This window comes from Citrobacter sp. wls757, assembly GCF_005280935.1.
GTDB classification, from domain to species: domain Bacteria; phylum Pseudomonadota; class Gammaproteobacteria; order Enterobacterales; family Enterobacteriaceae; genus Citrobacter; species Citrobacter portucalensis.
Genome location: NZ_SZWU01000020.1, coordinates 169,611 through 187,451 on the forward strand (window position 1 = coordinate 169,611; position 17,841 = coordinate 187,451).

At 53.1% G+C, this 17,841-nt stretch carries 13 protein-coding genes; all 13 read left to right on the plus strand.

Going from position 1 to position 17,841, the window contains the following annotated elements; genetic code table 11:
- The first annotated feature begins 6 nt into the window (after positions 1-6).
- The 13 genes from FDW94_RS06785 to FDW94_RS06845 all read left to right on the plus strand — a co-directional run bounded on the left by FDW94_RS06785 (position 7) and on the right by FDW94_RS06845 (position 17,645).
- Complete coding sequence (locus tag FDW94_RS06785; RefSeq protein WP_032943729.1) at positions 7-1,281, plus strand: Glu/Leu/Phe/Val dehydrogenase; 1,275 nt, start codon at positions 7-9, stop codon at positions 1,279-1,281.
- A 396-nt stretch (positions 1,282-1,677) separates the two neighbouring features.
- Complete coding sequence (locus FDW94_RS06790) at positions 1,678-3,537, plus strand: STY4199 family HEPN domain-containing protein (RefSeq protein ID WP_137377340.1); 1,860 nt, start codon at positions 1,678-1,680, stop codon at positions 3,535-3,537.
- A 38-nt stretch (positions 3,538-3,575) separates the two neighbouring features.
- Positions 3,576-5,687 (plus strand): hypothetical protein, encoded by a 2,112-nt coding sequence (locus FDW94_RS06795; protein WP_137377341.1) that lies wholly within the window; start codon positions 3,576-3,578, stop codon positions 5,685-5,687.
- A gap of 275 nt (positions 5,688-5,962) precedes the next feature.
- Positions 5,963-7,033 carry a dihydroxyacetone kinase subunit DhaK gene (dhaK, locus tag FDW94_RS06800; RefSeq protein WP_137377342.1) on the plus strand — a complete coding sequence of 357 codons (1,071 nt, stop codon included), beginning with the start codon at positions 5,963-5,965 and terminating at the stop codon, positions 7,031-7,033.
- An 11-nt stretch (positions 7,034-7,044) separates the two neighbouring features.
- Positions 7,045-7,677, plus strand: coding sequence for a dihydroxyacetone kinase subunit DhaL (gene dhaL, locus FDW94_RS06805; protein WP_020996617.1), 633 nt, complete (start codon positions 7,045-7,047; stop codon positions 7,675-7,677).
- A 10-nt stretch (positions 7,678-7,687) separates the two neighbouring features.
- Positions 7,688-9,118, plus strand: a complete 1,431-nt coding sequence (gene dhaM, locus FDW94_RS06810; RefSeq protein ID WP_048235235.1) for a dihydroxyacetone kinase phosphoryl donor subunit DhaM — start codon at positions 7,688-7,690, stop codon at positions 9,116-9,118.
- Between the two features lie 170 nt (positions 9,119-9,288).
- On the plus strand, positions 9,289-11,001 hold the full coding sequence (locus FDW94_RS06815) for an alpha,alpha-trehalase (RefSeq protein ID WP_103285337.1): 1,713 nt from the start codon (positions 9,289-9,291) through the stop codon (positions 10,999-11,001).
- A 207-nt stretch (positions 11,002-11,208) separates the two neighbouring features.
- Positions 11,209-12,231, plus strand: coding sequence for an ABC transporter substrate-binding protein (locus FDW94_RS06820; RefSeq protein WP_111465464.1), 1,023 nt, complete (start codon positions 11,209-11,211; stop codon positions 12,229-12,231).
- The gene (locus FDW94_RS06825) at positions 12,231-13,217 is read left to right on the plus strand and encodes an iron ABC transporter permease (RefSeq protein ID WP_103285338.1); all 987 of its coding nucleotides are present in this window, start codon (positions 12,231-12,233) and stop codon (positions 13,215-13,217) included. The genes FDW94_RS06820 and FDW94_RS06825 overlap by 1 nt, the downstream gene beginning before the upstream one ends.
- A complete protein-coding gene (locus tag FDW94_RS06830; protein ID WP_137377343.1) occupies positions 13,214-13,975 on the plus strand; it encodes an ABC transporter ATP-binding protein in 762 nt (253 codons plus the stop codon). Before FDW94_RS06825 ends, FDW94_RS06830 begins: the two co-directional genes overlap by 4 nt.
- A gap of 9 nt (positions 13,976-13,984) precedes the next feature.
- On the plus strand, positions 13,985-14,797 hold the full coding sequence (locus FDW94_RS06835; RefSeq protein ID WP_032943738.1) for a class I SAM-dependent methyltransferase: 813 nt from the start codon (positions 13,985-13,987) through the stop codon (positions 14,795-14,797).
- Positions 14,794-15,651: a ModD protein gene (modD, locus tag FDW94_RS06840; RefSeq protein ID WP_137377344.1), complete on the plus strand. Its 858-nt coding sequence runs from the start codon at positions 14,794-14,796 to the stop codon at positions 15,649-15,651. The genes FDW94_RS06835 and modD overlap by 4 nt, the downstream gene beginning before the upstream one ends.
- 23 nt (positions 15,652-15,674) lie before the next feature.
- Positions 15,675-17,645, plus strand: coding sequence for a TonB-dependent receptor (locus FDW94_RS06845; RefSeq protein ID WP_137377345.1), 1,971 nt, complete (start codon positions 15,675-15,677; stop codon positions 17,643-17,645).
- Positions 17,646-17,841 lie beyond the last annotated feature (196 nt).

A 17,841-nucleotide genomic window follows, 5' to 3' on the forward strand; every position in this document is an offset into this window, starting at 1 on the left:
TTTATCATGGATAAGTTATCTTACGCTTCAGATAGCAGCACATCTGCCTGGAATACCTACCTGCAACAAATCGAGCGTGTGGCCCCTTACCTGGGCGAACTTTCCCATTGGGTGGATACCCTGCGCCACCCAAAACGCGCGCTGATTGTCGATATCCCGGTGCAGATGGATGACGGCACTATCCGTCATTTTGAAGGGTATCGCGTGCAACATAACCTCTCCCGCGGTCCGGGCAAAGGCGGTGTGCGTTATCATCCTGATGTTGATCTTAATGAAGTGATGGCCCTGTCTGCATGGATGACCATCAAATGCGCAGCGTTGAACCTGCCGTACGGCGGAGCCAAAGGCGGTGTGCGCGTCGATCCGTTCTCACTTTCTGAAGGTGAACTGGAGCGTTTAACCCGCCGTTATACCAGCGAAATCGGCATTATCATTGGGCCGCAGAAAGACATTCCTGCGCCGGATGTAGGTACGAACGGAAAAGTCATGGCCTGGATGATGGATACCTACTCCATGAACCACGGCACCACCGTGACCAGTGTGGTCACCGGTAAACCTATTCACCTCGGCGGCTCGTTAGGCCGTGATAAAGCCACCGGTCGCGGCGTTTTCGTCAGTGGTCTGGAAGTCGCGCGTCGTGCAAACATTGAAGTTGAAGGCGCTCGCGTGGCGGTACAAGGTTTCGGTAACGTCGGCAGCGAAGCCGCCCGCCTGTTCGCCGCAGCGGGTGCGCGTGTCGTCGCTATTCAGGATCACACCGCAACGCTGTTTAACTCCACGGGTATCGACATGACCGCGCTGTCTGCCTGGCAGTTAGAGCACAAACAGATTGCCGGTTTCCCAGGCGCTGAAACCATCGCCAGCGAAGCCTTCTGGAGCGTGGAGATGGATATCCTGATCCCTGCCGCGCTGGAAGGACAGATTACCCGTCAGCGTGCAGAAATACTGACCTGCAAACTGGTACTTGAGGGCGCTAACGGCCCGACTTACCCGGATGCCGATGATATGCTGGCAAGCCGCGGTATCATCGTGGTACCTGACGTCGTATGTAACGCAGGCGGCGTAACCGTCAGCTACTTCGAATGGGTCCAGGACATGGCAAGCTTCTTCTGGAGTGAAGAAGAGATCAATAATCGCATGGACAAAATCATGACTGATGCAATGGTGCACGTATGGGAAAAAGCAGCTGAGAAATCCTGCTCCCTGCGTACCGCAGCCTACATTGTTGCCTGCGAACGCATTCTGCTGGCACGTAAAGATCGCGGAATTTATCCGGGCTAATACGACGGCAGATACACCAACGTTTTTGACCGACGATAAACGCCAGTCGTGAGTTACGCCAATAATGCTGCATTATTTGTGGCATTATTGGCGTGTAGTAGCCTGATTCATCTGCCCCGCTTTCTGCGTTTTACTTACCCAATATCTGCGCATTTTGTTAGCCAATAAACATTAAATTCCATCGCTGCAACCATAATTTGCGTTAAGAACCCATAGCAACGCATTATTGGTTGCAATGTCTACTACCAATATTACGCCCCCCATATATATTGACGAACTGATTAAAAATCCCGAATAATTGTCGAATTATGGCATTCTGGCTGCAGGGAAAGTTGCCTGACACAGTGCGATTAGATCGGGCCGGGAAAACTCAGCGAATAACCACGTGAGAATATAATGGTCGATCATTCATCTGCTTCTGAGCACAACGATTTTACTCGTTGCCTGTCTCTTTTCGACAGCGCATTTCCACAAATCTTATCCCTGCTGGGTATGCCAGCCCCCACGCAACTTTCGCCTGATACGTTTTATTATTCACTTGATAAAGCCCGAGAGAGATTGGGCAACTGGAGCAGTGTAGCGGCCCGGTTTAACTATAATGAGCAGGAAATGGCGAGCTTTCTTGCGGCATTACGCACCTTGAACAAATGGCTCGGCAGAAATACAGATGGCCAGCCTGCCGACAGAAATCTGACCATTGCCGCGTTGCGTTTTTTGTGGCAGCTCGAATATTTGCGAGAAAAACAGCCTCAATTAACTTATTCAACGATGCTGCATAACGAAGGCGAAGAAAAGCAGTTACGTAGTTTGCAGCAGGTACGAGCATTAGAGCTGACCATTCGTAGTTTAATTAATGAAGCGTACAATAACCAACAAGCCCTACTTGAGCACCTAAACAAACTATTTGGTCAGGAACGTGTAAAAAAATGGCTCAACGTTGCCGATCGTGATGACGTATTGAGCGGTACCCTTTTCAGTGAACTCGCCTCACTATTTATTGATAAAGACGAATATCCCATCCACTACTCTCCACTTTATCAATATACCCCTTTGCTCAGCTTTGTTAACGATAAACGTAGAACACTGAATACCTTTCTTGACGATATTCGCGTAATTCGCAACCGTCTGGCGCATCATAAGCGGGTAACCTCCGTCCAAACAACATTGATGAATTACTATTACCAAGAAATTACTGAGCCGGTACAGGAGGCCTTCGACGAAGGCCGGGTAAAAGTTAACCCTGATCGCTTTTTTGATGACAGCAATGCTGAGGTTGCTCACTATTTCGAACAGACAGCCCAAAAAATTGAAAATCTCGGCGGTGACGTTCAGGAAATAAAGGATGATCTGGTGGCTCAGGCTCAGGATATTGGAAAAATCAAAATTGATACGCGCATCATTCGCAATCGAGTAGCCTGGGTGCTGGGCGGTATCGTCGTCATTATTGTTGGCTCAGTACTGACTTTCGGAACCTCAACCAAGACGCTGGTGAATACGGAGTCCATCCGTAGCGATCTCGGGGAAGTGGGTAAAACGGTTGCTGGGGCGAAAAAAGAAACCAGTAACGATCCGCGTAAAGAACTGGCGAATATCGGCATTGCCTGGGATGAAAAAAATCTTCGCGCCGCTATCGATCGCGGTGATACCCAGGTTGTCAATCTGTTTCTTGCCGGAGGCATGCGCTGGAAACTGTATTATGCCGAAGCCGCATTACAGGAAGATCGCCAGGAAACGTTGAATGCCCTATTACAATCAGCGTCGTTGATGGATGAAAAAAACGGCTGCCTCAGAATGGCCGGTAAATTACGTCAGCAAGCGGACCACAATGGCACGCTGACCCCCATACAGATTCGTTATTTAAAAACATTCTGTTCTTCTGCCAAGGATGTTCAGGGTATTAAAGCGGAACTGGACAGAGCGCTTAATTTTGAGAAAGCCCAGAAGAAAGCTTACGATGAAGAAATGGCCAAAAATGAACCTGCAGGTCGCTGTGAGCGCCGTCTGATGGCCGATAATGCGCGTGAGTTACTGGCTGACGCGGCGCAATTTTCACTGCAAAGACCGACCACTTATTCACTCCATGATGTGTTATTGAAAGAACTGAATACGCGTCTGATGTTCGGCACACTCAACGAGGCAGAGTTAAAAAGCCTGGTTAAGAACTACTGCGTAAAACAAGAAAACCATGAACCCAATATTGCGATTGGCGATAACTGGAGTCGCTCACAACGGGTCATTTATAACGTAGTCAAATAATGAGCGATCCAACAACACATTCATCGAAAGAGAATTATATGTTCGCATTCAATAATGCATGGCCGCTGTTTACTTTCGAGTTCAATCCGTCGCAGCGTGATGCACCGGCAGGCAGCCTACTGATCGGATTGGGCGACGGCAATGATACGGAAAGCCAAAAGGGTGTCGCGCTCAATAACAAAGGATACCGTGCAGGTCACTACAATTCGGTGAGTGAACTGGTGGCAAATGCCGACGATCGTCAATGGTCTATATGGCGCAGTAAACTCTCAAGTGTCCAGGGAATACAACGAATCGTTATCGAAGATTTCTCTCTGGATACCTGTTTTACGCTGTTGCTGTTTTTGAACCATCTCGATGCCGCTGGTTCGCTGTCGCTATCAACACATCCGTGGCTGGAATACGTCACCGCATGGGAAAGCGGTATTTATCTGGACGGTGATGATACAACTCGTTCTGCCGCTTGCTTGTTATCCGCACTCGCGCATAGCAGCCTGTGCGAGCAATCCATGGATGATACTGCCGTTGTTCGCCACAACATGCTGGCCTGCCTTCGCCTGTTGAGCGATATGATGATAGCCAACCCAGACCCCACCGCAGGCATTATGCCCATGCACACGCAATGTTATGCAAGTGCGGTCGCAAGTCTGGCGTATGAGCAACAGATTTACCAACACGTTATCAAGCGTTCGGTTACCTGCCAACTCCTGCTGGATCTCGGCACAGGCCGGCGGCAAACGGTGGTTGATGCACTGTTTATTACCGAAACGCTCCCCTCTGGTATGTTGAAAATTCTCGCGCGGTGCGATAAAGAACGCAGTTGGACGCACAATGGATTTGGGTTGCTGGCCATTTATCGACCGCGAGAAGTGGGTACGGGAAATGATATCGTTATTTCGCTCAACCCGATTCAGGGGACACGCCTTGATGCCCTGTGGTCCGCTCTGGAACAACGTGAAGATGTGGCCTGGCAAGGGCTACGCCCGCGCGATACTCCGCGTTTTCTCGAAAGCTATCGCCTGGCCGGAAGCGATAAATTGATCCCAGGCGCACCGAACCAACCCTGGTACGACGATCAAGGCAGAATGACGCTAATTGCGGCACCGAAGCAGCTTGCGCCCGGAGAGCCCGGCTCGAAACTGACCTGGCAAAAAGACGTTTTGCCCGCAATCTGGGAAAATTATTTTACCCGTTATCTTGATAACGCCATTGTGCCAATAGCTTTACCCGAACTTGATTGCCGCACAAAAGGTAAATGCATTCGTGTCTATCAGCATCGCATCCCGGAGGGTGGTGATATTACGATCGTCCCGCTGATGCGAATGATCGATACCCCCACCTTTCATGCCTGGCTGGCAGCACAGAGCGATAGCACGCGCGTCGTTAGGAGTCCTGCGGATCTCCCCCCCACCAGCGAGTACCACTGCCAATGGTACAGCAATATTCTGGTTATCGCTCACCGTCATGGCGTCACAATCTTCTGTCGCGAAGAAGAGGATAAACATCTGGCGATACTGATTAAAGCGGCCATTTCTGTAGCGGATGTAAGCCATGAGTATGAAAATTTTCTGGCGAACTCTGCCCAACAGATTGAACAGTGGCTCAAGGATCTGCTCGAGTCGCAGCAAAAACACAACCGAAAGGGAAAAATTCGTCGTCTATCTGACTGGTCCGAAATGATGCTGGAAACCAAAGCCCAGGCGCTAAAAGCCATGAATAAAGGTGCTTTAGTCGGCAACGATGCCCTACATAACCAGCTGAGTGAAGATCTCTCTCGGCAGTGGGGATTGTCTGAGCAACGTCAGGAGCTCATGACGCAGATAGAGCAATTGGATCAGCTCATGCGCCAGGCTATTAGTCAGCGTCAGGAAAAACGCCAACGTATTTACGGCGCATTGTTTTCTGCTTTAGCACTCGGCGCGGCGGCTAACCATATTTGGGAACCGATTAAAGAGATAAAAACAACAAACCTTTATGAATGGCAACTCATGCTATTCAAAGAGCAGCCAGCCCCGGCAATGGACAAGTTACAGACGATTGCTGCAGATGCCGCGCGATATGAAGTCTATACCCTGGCTATTCTGCTAATTTTTGGTTTTATTGGTTTTATCTTGTTCTGGTTTTTCGATTTTAATGGCAAAGAAGAGTAAGGAATAACGTTTTACTCATGATGCCGTCAGCATAAACTTTGCCGCATCTCTCACTTCCGCTGTTTTATGCACCACCACGTTTCAATATGGAACATTAAAAGATGCTAATGTTCCGTATTGAAACACCAATCACATCAATTTTCTTTTGACTACCCGTGTGCAAAATTACCTTATCGGCAGCGAGCGGTCGCCGTGACGTTGAACCAACCGATACCCTACATCAGATGCCTGCCCGAATTTGGCAGCCATCCAGGACTGTCTGCGGAGCATAAATAATGAAAAAATTGATCAACCGTGTTGAAGACGTACTGAATGAACAACTCGCCGGACTGGCGAAAGCGTATCCTTCCCTGGCACTGCATCAGGATCCTGTATATGTCACCCGCGCAGATGCGCCGGTGATGGGCAAAGTGGCTCTGCTTTCCGGTGGCGGCAGCGGACACGAACCTATGCACTGCGGCTACATTGGTCAGGGCATGCTCTCTGGCGCCTGTCCAGGTGAGATTTTTACCTCACCCACGCCGGATAAAATGTTCGAATGCGCCATGCAAATTGACGGTGGCGAAGGCGTGCTGCTGATAATCAAAAATTACACCGGCGACATTCTTAATTTCGAAACCGCCACCGAGCTGCTGCATGAAAGCGGTGTCAAAGTCACCACCATGGTGGTGGATGACGACGTGGCGGTGAAAGACAGTTTGTATACCGCCGGTCGACGTGGTGTGGCGAATACCGTATTGATCGAAAAACTGGTCGGCGCGGCCGCCGAACGCGGTGATTCGCTGGAAGCCTGTGCGGCGTTGGGCCGTAAGCTGAATAACCAGGGCCACTCCATTGGCATAGCCATTGGCGCCTGTACCGTTCCAGCCGCTGGACAACCGTCGTTCACGCTGCAGGATAACGAAATGGAGTTTGGCGTAGGTATCCACGGGGAACCCGGCATTGACCGTCGCCCCTTCACCTCTCTCGATCAGACCGTTGATGAAATGTTCGATACCCTGCTGGAAAACGGTAACTACAGCCGTACACTCCGCCACTGGGACAACGTCCAGGGCGCGTGGCAGGAAGGTAAAGAAAGCAAGCGTGCGTTACAAAGTGGCGATCGCGTTATTGCGCTGGTCAATAATCTCGGTGCGACGCCGTTGTCTGAACTCTTCGGCGTGTATAACCGCCTGGAAAGCCGTTGTCAGGATGCAGGCATCGTCATTGAGCGCAACCTGATCGGTTCTTACTGTACCTCTCTGGATATGACCGGTTTCTCGATCACCCTGTTACAGGTAGATGACGAAACGCTGAGATTATGGGATGCACCGGTTCACACCCCTGCCCTCAACTGGGGTAAATAAGGAGATTCATGATGTCCCTCAACAGAACGCAAATTGTTAACTGGCTCTATCGTTGCGGCGAGATCTTCACCACAGAAAGTGATTTTCTCACCGGACTTGACCGAGAGATCGGCGATGCCGACCACGGTCTGAACATGCATCGTGGTTTCAGCAAAGTCGTTGAAAAGCTGCCGTCCATCGCAGACAAAGACATCGGCTTTATTTTGAAAAACACCGGTATGGTGCTGCTCTCAAGCGTCGGCGGGGCCAGTGGACCGCTGTTTGGCACCTTTTTTATTCGCGCCGCTCAGGTGACTCAGGCTCATCAAAGCCTGACGCTTGAAGAGCTGTATCAAATGATGCGTGATGGCGCAGAAGGTGTGATTAGCCGCGGTAAGGCTGAACCTGGCGACAAAACCATGTGCGACGTCTGGCTGCCAGTAGTCGAGTCCTTACGCCAGTCCTGCGAGCAGAAACTGAGTGTACAAGCAGCGCTGGAAGCGGCAAGCCAGCAAGCGGAAGCCGCAGCACAAAGCACCATCACCATGCAGGCTCGCAAAGGCCGTGCCAGCTATCTTGGTGAGCGCAGTATTGGGCATCAGGATCCCGGCGCAACGTCGGTCATGTTTATGATGCAAATGCTAGCTCAGGCGTCCAGAGAGTAAGGATAAAGCGATGGTAAACCTGGTTATTGTTTCTCACAGCGCCCAACTGGGCGAAGGCGTCGGTGCGCTGGCCCGGCAGATGTTAATGGGCGGTGATTGCAAAATCGCCATTGCCGCAGGCATTGATGATCCTGAGAATCCGATTGGCACCGATCCGATCAAGGTGATGGAAGCCATCGAGTCCGTGGCCGATACGGACCACGTGCTGGTGATGATGGATATCGGTAGTGCATTACTGAGTGCGGAAACCGCGCTGGAACTGCTCGACCCTGGCATTGCCGCCAAAGTGCGTTTGTGCGCAGCACCACTGGTTGAAGGCACACTGGCCGCGACGGTTAGCGCCGCCGCGGGTGCTGATATCGATCGGGTCATCCGTGATGCCATGAACGCCCTCGACGCCAAATGTGAGCAACTGGGTTTACCTTCGCCATCCGCAGCGAAACCCGCATCTGCTGCACTGTCTCCCGATGCAGATGCCCGTTCTGTTGCCATTGTGGTGAAAAACCCTAACGGCATCCACGTTCGCCCGGCTTCGCGGCTGGTTTCCGCGTTGTCTGGTTTTAACGCCGACATGTGGCTGGAGAAAAACGGCAAGTGTGTGGTTCCTGATAGCCTGAATCAGATAGCTCTGCTGCAGGTACGCTGTAATGACACGCTGCGCCTGATTGCCAAAGGCGAACAGGCAGAGGATGCGCTGGCCGCATTTAAACAGCTGGCAGCGGAGAATTTTGGTGAATCGCTCGAGTCCGCTAATGCTGATAACAAGGCAACTCAGGCTCCCTCAAAAGTCACGGGGACGGCATTCTGTCACACGCCGTTCTCGCCCGAGGTAAACCCGCAGCCAGCCGCATCACTCCAGGCTGAGCAACAGCGATTACAGACCGCCATCCAAAGTACGCTAAACGATCTGAGCGAACTCACTGCACTTGCTGAAGAACGATATTCCGCAGATATCGCCGCCATCTTCTCCGGTCACCATACGCTGTTGGACGATCCTGAACTGTTTGAAATGGCCTGCGATGTAATGCGCGAAAAGCAGTGCAGCGCCGCCTGGGCCTGGCATCAGGTGCTGAGCGATCTCAGCCAGCAGTATTTACAGCTCGATGATCCTTATCTGCAGGCGCGATACATTGATATTGAAGATTTGCTGTCCCGTTCACTGCAGCATTTGACGGGAGAGAGCGCACAAATTCCCGCGTTCTTGCGCCCCACTATCCTGGTCGCTGATGTCATTTATCCGTCTACGGTACTGCAACTCGATCCGAAGACCATCAAAGGTATCTGCCTGCGGGACGGCAGCGAAGCCTCACATCCGGCGATTATCGCTCGTGAAATGGGCCTGTGCTGGATGTGTCAGCAAGGCGCGGCTCTCGATAGCATCAAGATGGGCGATACTCTGACCATTGACTGTGTCACACAGCGGATAACCCGCGCAAACTGATTCCGAAGCACACCCTTTCCAACAAAGGGTGTGCTTCTTCTCTATTCACGCCGGGAAATGTCTGTTTATTCGCAAAATGGGGAGCCGATCACGCGCAACGGTCATTCCTGAACTAAGGTTTTCTCATGGTAAATGCCGCTACTTCGGCACGCCGCTAAGGAGATTAACCGATGATAACGCCAGCAACTCGCCATCCTGGCCTGCTCTCTGTTGCAATAAAACTGACGCTCGCAAGCACCTTTTTTGCCCTTTCCTCTTTTACTGTCAACGCCGAGGACGCACCAGCCGCTACGCCTGCGCCGCCTGATATTCTGCTTGGCCCCCTGTTTAACGATGTACAAACAGCCAAACTGTTTCCTGACCAGAAAACCTTTGCGGACGCGGTGCCAAACAGCGATCCATTAATGATCCTTGCCGATTACCGGATGCAGAAAAACCAGTCCGGATTCGATTTACGTCATTTTGTCGAGGTGAATTTTACGTTGCCGAAAGACGGCGAGAAATACGTGCCCCCGGCCGGGCAATCATTACGCGAACATATCGATGGCCTGTGGCCGGTACTCACCCGTTCGACAACCGACGCTGAAAAATGGGATTCGCTGCTGCCGCTCCCGGAACCGTATGTGGTACCTGGCGGGCGTTTTCGCGAAATATATTATTGGGACAGCTATTTCACCATGCTGGGGCTTGCCGAGAGCAATCACTGGGATAAGGTCTCGGACATGGTGGCAAACTTCGCTTACGAGATTGATTCCTGGGGACACATTCCTAACGGCAACCGCACCTACTACCTGAGTCGTTCGCAACCGCCGTTCTTTGCCTTTATGGTTGAACTACTGGCGCAGCACGACGGGAATGACGCGCTGAAAAAATACCTCCCACAGATGCTCAAAGAGTACAGCTACTGGATGGAAGGCGTCGAAACACTCCAGCCCGGTCAGCAAAATAAGCGCATAGTTAAACTGGATGACGGCACCATTTTGAACCGCTACTGGGATGAGCGCGATTCGCCTCGGCCAGAGTCGTGGGTAGAGGATATCGCCACCGCTAAAAGCAACCCGAACCGCCCGGCCACAGAAATCTACCGCGACCTGCGTTCAGCAGCCGCGTCCGGCTGGGATTTTAGTTCCCGCTGGATGGACAATCCTAATCAGCTGGGCACTCTGCGCACCACCAGCATCGTTCCGGTCGATCTCAATGCGCTGATGTACAAAATGGAAAAAATGATCTCCCTCGCCAGCAAGGCTGCTGGTGATGATGCCAAAGCGGCGCAGTACGATGGCTTCGCTAATGCCCGACAAAAAGGGATCGAGAAGTACCTGTGGAACGACAAAGAAGGCTGGTATGCCGACTACGATCTGAAAAGCCACAAAGTACGCAACCAGCTCACGGCTGCCGCCCTGTTCCCGCTATATGTCAATGCAGCGGCAAAAGATCGCGCCAGTAAAGTCGCCACGGCCACCCAGGCACATCTGCTGCAACCGGGCGGCCTTGCTACCACGTCGGTGAAAAGCGGCCAGCAGTGGGATGCTCCCAATGGCTGGGCCCCGCTCCAGTGGGTAGCAGCATCCGGGTTACAGAATTACGGTCAGGATACTGTCGCCATGGACGTGACCTGGCGATTCCTCACCAATGTTCAACACACCTACGATCGCGAGAAAAAGCTGGTTGAGAAGTATGACGTGAGCACCACTGGAACCGGCGGTGGCGGCGGTGAGTATCCGTTGCAGGATGGTTTCGGCTGGACCAACGGCGTAACGCTGAAAATGCTCGACCTGATTTGCGCCAAAGAAAAGCCCTGTGACAACGTACCCGCATCACGACCTACCCCGGCAAGTACTGCGCCAGTCGAGTCTAAAAAACAGACTCAACCGACGCCATAACATCATAGCCTGAGCCGTTTCACTTCCTGAATCCGCGCTTCGTCGCGGATTTTTCTTTCTTATATTTCCCCCTTCCAGCTGTCTCTATGGCCTCTAGCCCTTATGGGGTATCCGGGGTTTTCATCCGTGAGAAATTGATTCTGAACATGTTTTTATTCGCTGTATATGTAAATATATAGCGATTTTGTAACCTTCAGGATAACAATAATGCCACTGACAAGACGGATGTTTGCCCAACTCGTGGCATCTGCACTGCTGCTACGCCATCTTCCCGCGTTTGCTCAAACCTCGCTGACTGTGGCCATTGGAGACTCTCCGAAGCCAGAAACGACCCAACGCGTGGTCAGCGCGGGCGCGCCTGCTGACATGCTGCTGCTGGCCGTCGCACCGGAAAAACTGGTGGGGCTTTCCTCCTTTGATTTCTCTCGCCAGACCGCCATCCCGTTTAACGATAACATTCGGACTTTGCCGAAACTCGGCAGGCTGGCGGGGCGCGCCAGCACGCTCTCGCTTGAAGCACTCCTGGCGCTTAAACCTGACCTGGTTATTGACTGCGGTAATGCCGATGAAACCTGGCTTTCTCAGGCCAGACAAGTGAGCGCACAAACACAGATTCCCTGGCTGCTGATTAACGGCGAATTGCGCCATACCCCAGAACAGCTGCGCGCAGTCGGTGAAGTATTGGGCGTCGTCTCGCGAACCGCAATGCAGGCCGCGCTGGCCCGTCGATTTATCGATGATGCAATAGCTTTCTCGCATTCACCCGCGGCGAATCTGCGTTTTTATGCCGCGCGCGGTGCCAGAGGACTGGAGACTGGTTTACAAGGTTCTCTGCATACCGAAGCAGCAGAACTACTGGGGTTGCACAATGTGGCGCACATCCCCGGACGACAGGGGCTCACACAGGTCTCAATGGAAAATCTGCTCAGCTGGCAGCCGGATATTATCCTGGTGCAGGATGCGGTGACAGCGCAGTTCCTACGAGAAGATCCGGTCTGGCAAGGGGTCAAAGCGGTTGCTGACCGGCGCATTCTGTTTCTCAGCGGTCTGCCGTTTGGCTGGCTGGATGCACCTCCTGGCATCAACCGTTTACTGGGGTTACGCCGCCTGCACGCCTGGCTTGATCCACAGGTTGAAGCGAGCTTTAAAACCGATATGCAGCGCTACAGTGAATTGTTCTGGCACACCACGCTAAGCGACGCACAGTATCAAAGGTTGGTGGCAGTCTGATGAAAACATCAACCCTCGGTTTTCTGATGATTGCTGCGGTGGTGCTTTGCGCGAGCGTCGCCGCGGTATCAGGCGCGTATCGCCTGGATGCACAACAGGTTTTGAATCTCGTGGCCGGTGCAGATGGCGTTCCAATGCAGGACAAAATCGTCTTCTGGCAAATCCGCCTGCCACGCATACTGGCTGCATTGCTGCTCGGCGCGGCGCTGGCGGGCGCAGGAACCACCTATCAGGGCATGTTCCGCAACCCGCTGGTCTCGCCGGATATTCTCGGAGTGGCGGCGGGTGCGGGTTTAGGTGCCTGTTTAGCAATCCTGTTAGGTTTACCGATCCTGTTTATTCAGTTGTATGCGTTCATAGGCGGTTTATTCGTGGTCGCCGGTGTCTGGTTAATTACCCGGCGAGTCAAGCGACACGACCCGGTGTTAACACTGGTGCTGGTCGGGATTGCGCTGGGCACGGTATGCGGCGCGGGAATTTCACTCATCAAAACGCTGGCCGACCCGTATACCCAACTCCCCTCTATCACTTTCTGGCTGCTTGGCGGTTTATCGACGATCACGCCGCACGACCTGTGGTTCTCGGCACCGCTGATCTTCGCAGGACTGGTCCCGCTATTGCTGCTGCGCTGGCGCATGAACCTGCTCACCCTGTCGGATGATGAAGCACGATCGCTTGGGATCAACGTCTCGCGATTGCGGCTGGGACTGATCGTCTGCGCAACGTTAATCACCGCCTGTACCGTTGCCATCGCGGGCATTATCGGCTGGATTGGGCTGGTTGTACCGCACATCGGCAGACTCCTCAGTGGCAATAACCACCAGCAGTTGCTGCCAGTTTCCATGGGGATCGGCGCCATTTTGCTGCTGCTCACCGATACTCTTGCCCGCACGCTGAGCAGCACAGAAATCCCGCTGGGGATCCTGACGGCATTTATTGGCGCACCGTTCTTTTTGCTGCTTTTGCTACGGGGAAATCGCCCATGACGCTTCTGACCGTTCGCCATGCGTCGTTGGGATACCACAGTCACCAGCCCGTGTTACGCGATGTCTCATTTCAGGTTTCGCCCGGCTCCGTCTGTTGTCTGATTGGGGCCAACGGCAGTGGAAAAACCACCCTGATGCGCACCATTCTCGGCGTTCTTTCGCCGCTTCACGGTGACATTCTGCTTGATGGCGTCGCCATAAATCATCTCAGCGATCGGCAACGCGCCGCCGCTATTGCCTGGGTTCCTCAGGCACATGACGGCGCGTTTGCCTTCACTGCGCTGGACATGGTGATGATGGGGCTGGCCCCGCAATTGGCGGCATTTGCGGTTCCCGGCGCTAAAGAGCGTGAAAATGCGCACCAGCAGATGACGATGCTGGGCATCTCTCACCTAGCGCCCCGGCGCTGGAACACGCTGAGCGGCGGAGAGCGGCAACTGGTGTTAATTGCCCGCGCGCTGGCGCAGCGTCCGCGTCTTTTGTTGCTGGATGAACCCGCTTCCAGCCTGGATTTTGGGCATCAGATCCGTCTGCTCGACACGCTGGTGACGCTGAAAAACTCGGGTATGGCCCTGCTGATGTCGACCCATCATCCGTTGCACGCCCGGGCAATCGCCGACAGCGTGGTACGCGTTGAACCGAACGGTGCAGTGTCGCAGGGGCTTCCTGAACATCAGCTTGCTGCCGATCGTCTGGCGGAACTGTATCGCGTTACACCGTCACAAATCGCTCACCATCTCTTTGGCTCACATAACTAAGGAATAATAATGCTCATTGACGACATTGATTTTGCCGATCTTTACCGTAAACAGTTACAGTTGGCGAACAGAACCGAGAAAAAGCCGGAGCACTGGGATAAACGTGCGGAAAAAATGGCGGAAAATTGCGCCTCATTAACCGACAGCTATCTGCTACAGCTGTTGGGAAAAATCGACCTGAAAGGGGCGGAGTCGCTGTTTGATATGGGCTGCGGTCCCGGTACGGTTTCGCTGGCGTTGGCTAAAAAGATGCCAATAATTTACGGCGTAGATTACAGCCAGGGCATGCTTAGCGTAGCTGCCCGCCGCGCTGCACAAATGAACGCCCGTCACGTGCAGTGGGTGCAGCGGGCCTGGGAGGAACACTGGGATGATTTACCCCAGTGCGATATCGCCGTCGCCTCGCGCTCTACGCTGGTTGCCGATATGCGCCAGGCGATGACCAAACTGAATAATCAGGCTCGACTGCGGGTTTACACCACTCATCTCGTCAGTTCATCTTTCGTTTCCCCCACCATTCAGCGTGCACTGGGCCGCGAAGTGATTGAGCTTCCCAACTATATCTATGCGCTTAATGTCCTGTATCAGATGGGGATCCACGCGCATGTTGATTTTATCCGCGGACCCAACTGCCAGCAGGACAACAGCACCTGGACGCGTTTTCTGGAAAACGTGCGCTGGAGTATGGGTGAACTGAGCGCCGACGAGGTCGAACGTCTGGAAACCTGGTATCAACAGCAGGATCCACGCACGATTGCCCCCGCCAGCCGTGACTGGGCGCTTATCTGGTGGGACAGCGTGCCGCGGGAGGCGCTGCGATGATCTACTTTTCGCAGACGCAAACCGACGCGCTGCTGCTGGAAGATATTCAGGGCGGCGATCTGACTACCCGCGCGTTGGGGATCGGCGCACAGCCGGGCGTTATGGCGTTTTACCATCGCCAGGGCGGATGCGTTAGTGGCACCGCCGTTGCCAGACAAATGCTCACCTCATTAGGGCTGACCGTCAGCGACATGGTGGCCGATGGTGAACAGGTAAGTGCAGGACAGCGATTGATTTTCGCACATGGGAATGCGGCGGCGCTGCACCAGGGCTGGAAAGCGGTACAAAATGTCCTGGAATGGAGCTGCGGGGTTTCGGGCTATCTTGAGAGCATGTTGAGCCAACTGCGCCAACGCTATCCTGATGGGCAGATTGCCTGTACCCGCAAAGCCATTCCTGGCACGCGTTTGTTGGCGACTCAGGCAATACTCGCCGCGGGAGGCATTATCCATCGCGGAGGATGCGCCGAAACGGTACTGCTGTTTGCTAATCACCGCCATTTTCTTACCAATCCAAACGACTGGACAGGCGCGATTGCGCGCTTACGCAGCCATGCGCCAGAAAAAAAGATCGTGGTTGAAGCAGATACGCCAGATGAGGCATTAGCCGCGCTACGCGCCGCGCCCGATGTCCTGCAACTCGACAAATTTACCCCTGAGCAAGCAACAGAAATTGTCCGCCAGGCCCCTTCTCTGGCCCCCCATTGCACGCTGGCGCTGACTGGCGGCATTACCCTCGCCTCGCTGGCGAGTTATCTCGACTGTGGCATCAGACTTTTCATCACTTCCGCACCTTACTACGCTCCGCCCGCGGATATCAAAGTTAGCCTGAGCCCGGACGCACGTGGCATATAACATTAATAAATGGACTAAAAATAATGAATTTCAACAAAAGTTGTCTTTACACAGCCCTGTCGTTTGCTTTCGCGCACAGTGCTTTTGCTGGGCAGGAAAGCGAAACCATGACCGTCTGGTCAAGTCCGGCCTCCGCCGCAACCACTACGGTTCTCGGCCAGGAAACGATGCAGCAACTGGATAAGCAAAACGTGGCGCAGGCACTGAGCGTTGTCCCCGGCGTCGTGCTGCAAAAGTCAGGCAACCGCAATGAACAGCAGGTGAAAGTCCGCGGTTTTGACAGCCGTCAGGTTCCCGTCTATTTTGACGGCGTGCCGGTATACATCCCCTATGATGGCAACCTCGATTTAGGCCGTTTTCTGACCTCCGATATCGCTTCGGTTGAAGTCTCCAAAGGCTACTCGTCGCTGTTACAAGGGCCGAACCAGATGGGCGGCGCCATCAATATCACCACCCAAAAGCCCACCAAACCGATTGAAGGCAGCATTGGCTATCGCCAGGGCTGGAGTCGTAGCAAAGACAATGCCCACGATATGCACGCTTCATTTGGCGCCAGCAACGATCTCGGCTACATCCAGCTCAGCGGAAGTCAGTTGAAGCAGGATTTCCTTGGCTTACCGCACGGCGTGGACAATCCTATTGCGGGTAGCAACGGCAAGATGATTAACTCCTCCGCCGATGACAAACGCGGCATCGTGAAGCTGGGCTTTACCCCACGTGGTAATGACGAATATGTGCTGACCTATATTAATCAGGACGGTGAAAAAGATAACCCGCCGTACGCTGGAACCAGCAGTCAGAAATCACGCTACTGGCAATGGCCACAGTACGATAAAGAGAGCTATTACTATCAGGGCACCACCCATCTGGGCGATCGTTTCACACTAAAAAGCCGTCTGTATCGCGATACCTTTGAAAATACGCTGATGATGTACAACTCACTTGCCGATCTGAAAAACAAGAAAGGCAACTACAGTCATTATTCAGACTATAGCGATGGCGCTGGCCTGCAGCTCGCTGCGGATATGCGTGAAAACGACCAACTCTCTTTCGCCGTGAACTGGAAAGATGATGTTCACCGCGAGAAAGGCGCTCCGAATGCGGCTTACGATCGCTACGAAGACCGCACCTGGTCCGTTGCCAGCGAATACCAGTGGGCAGCGGCGGATAACGTCGATGTAGTAGCTGGAATAAGCTATGACTGGCGCGACAGTCTGGAAGGCATGAAGCACGAAAAAAATGGTAGCGTCACCCACTATGATGACAACAATCAGTCGGCCTTCAACTGGCAGATGATGACCAAATATCACTTTGAAAATTCAGACACATTAGCGCTGTCCTACTCTGACAGAACACGTTTCCCGACGTTGAAAGAGCGCTACACCACCTCGAAACCGGCCTATAACCAGGTGGCGCTGGTCAATCCGCAGCTTAAACCTGAACGCGCCCGCAGCGTAGATCTGACCTGGAATGGTTCACTTGGTAAAGACTGGGGATTCGAAGCCAGCGTCTATTACAACCGCATCAGCGATGCCATTCTTTCACACAATATTGATGCCGATACCATCCAGAATCAGAACAGCGGCCGGGTGGATTACACCGGTCTGGATGCAGGCGTTAAAGGTAAAGTCTTTGATATGCTGGATGTTGGGCTGAGCTATGGCCTGATTCATGCGGACGTCAAACGCAGCGACATCGGCAAAATAACCGATTTGCCGACGCAAACCCTCACCGCATGGATGACGCTGAAACCGTGGGATCCGCTGAGCATTACGCTGTCTGAAGAGGCCCGCTCATCGAGCTATAGCAATAGCGACGGCTCGCAGAAAGCCGCAGGTTTCGCCATTACCCATTTACGCGCCGACTACGCCATCGGTCACGGGTTTAGCGTCAACGCTTCGGTCAATAACCTGTTCGATACACAATACGTGTACAGCGAAGGATTTATCGAAGAAGGCCGTAATTACTGGGCTGGGATTGAGTATCAGTTCTGATATAGCGATGCAGAGAAACGGCCCCACTCGGAGTAATGCTGTTCAGTTAACGCCTTAGTTTCAGAAAGTATCGCCTGTGTGGGTAGAAGTTATGAATATGCACTCTCAGATAAAGGGTTCCGTTCACCTCATATCCATAGTTTCTCTGAAACGCCGATTCCTGTGAACGTGTAAAGGGCGTTCTTCGCCACGCCCT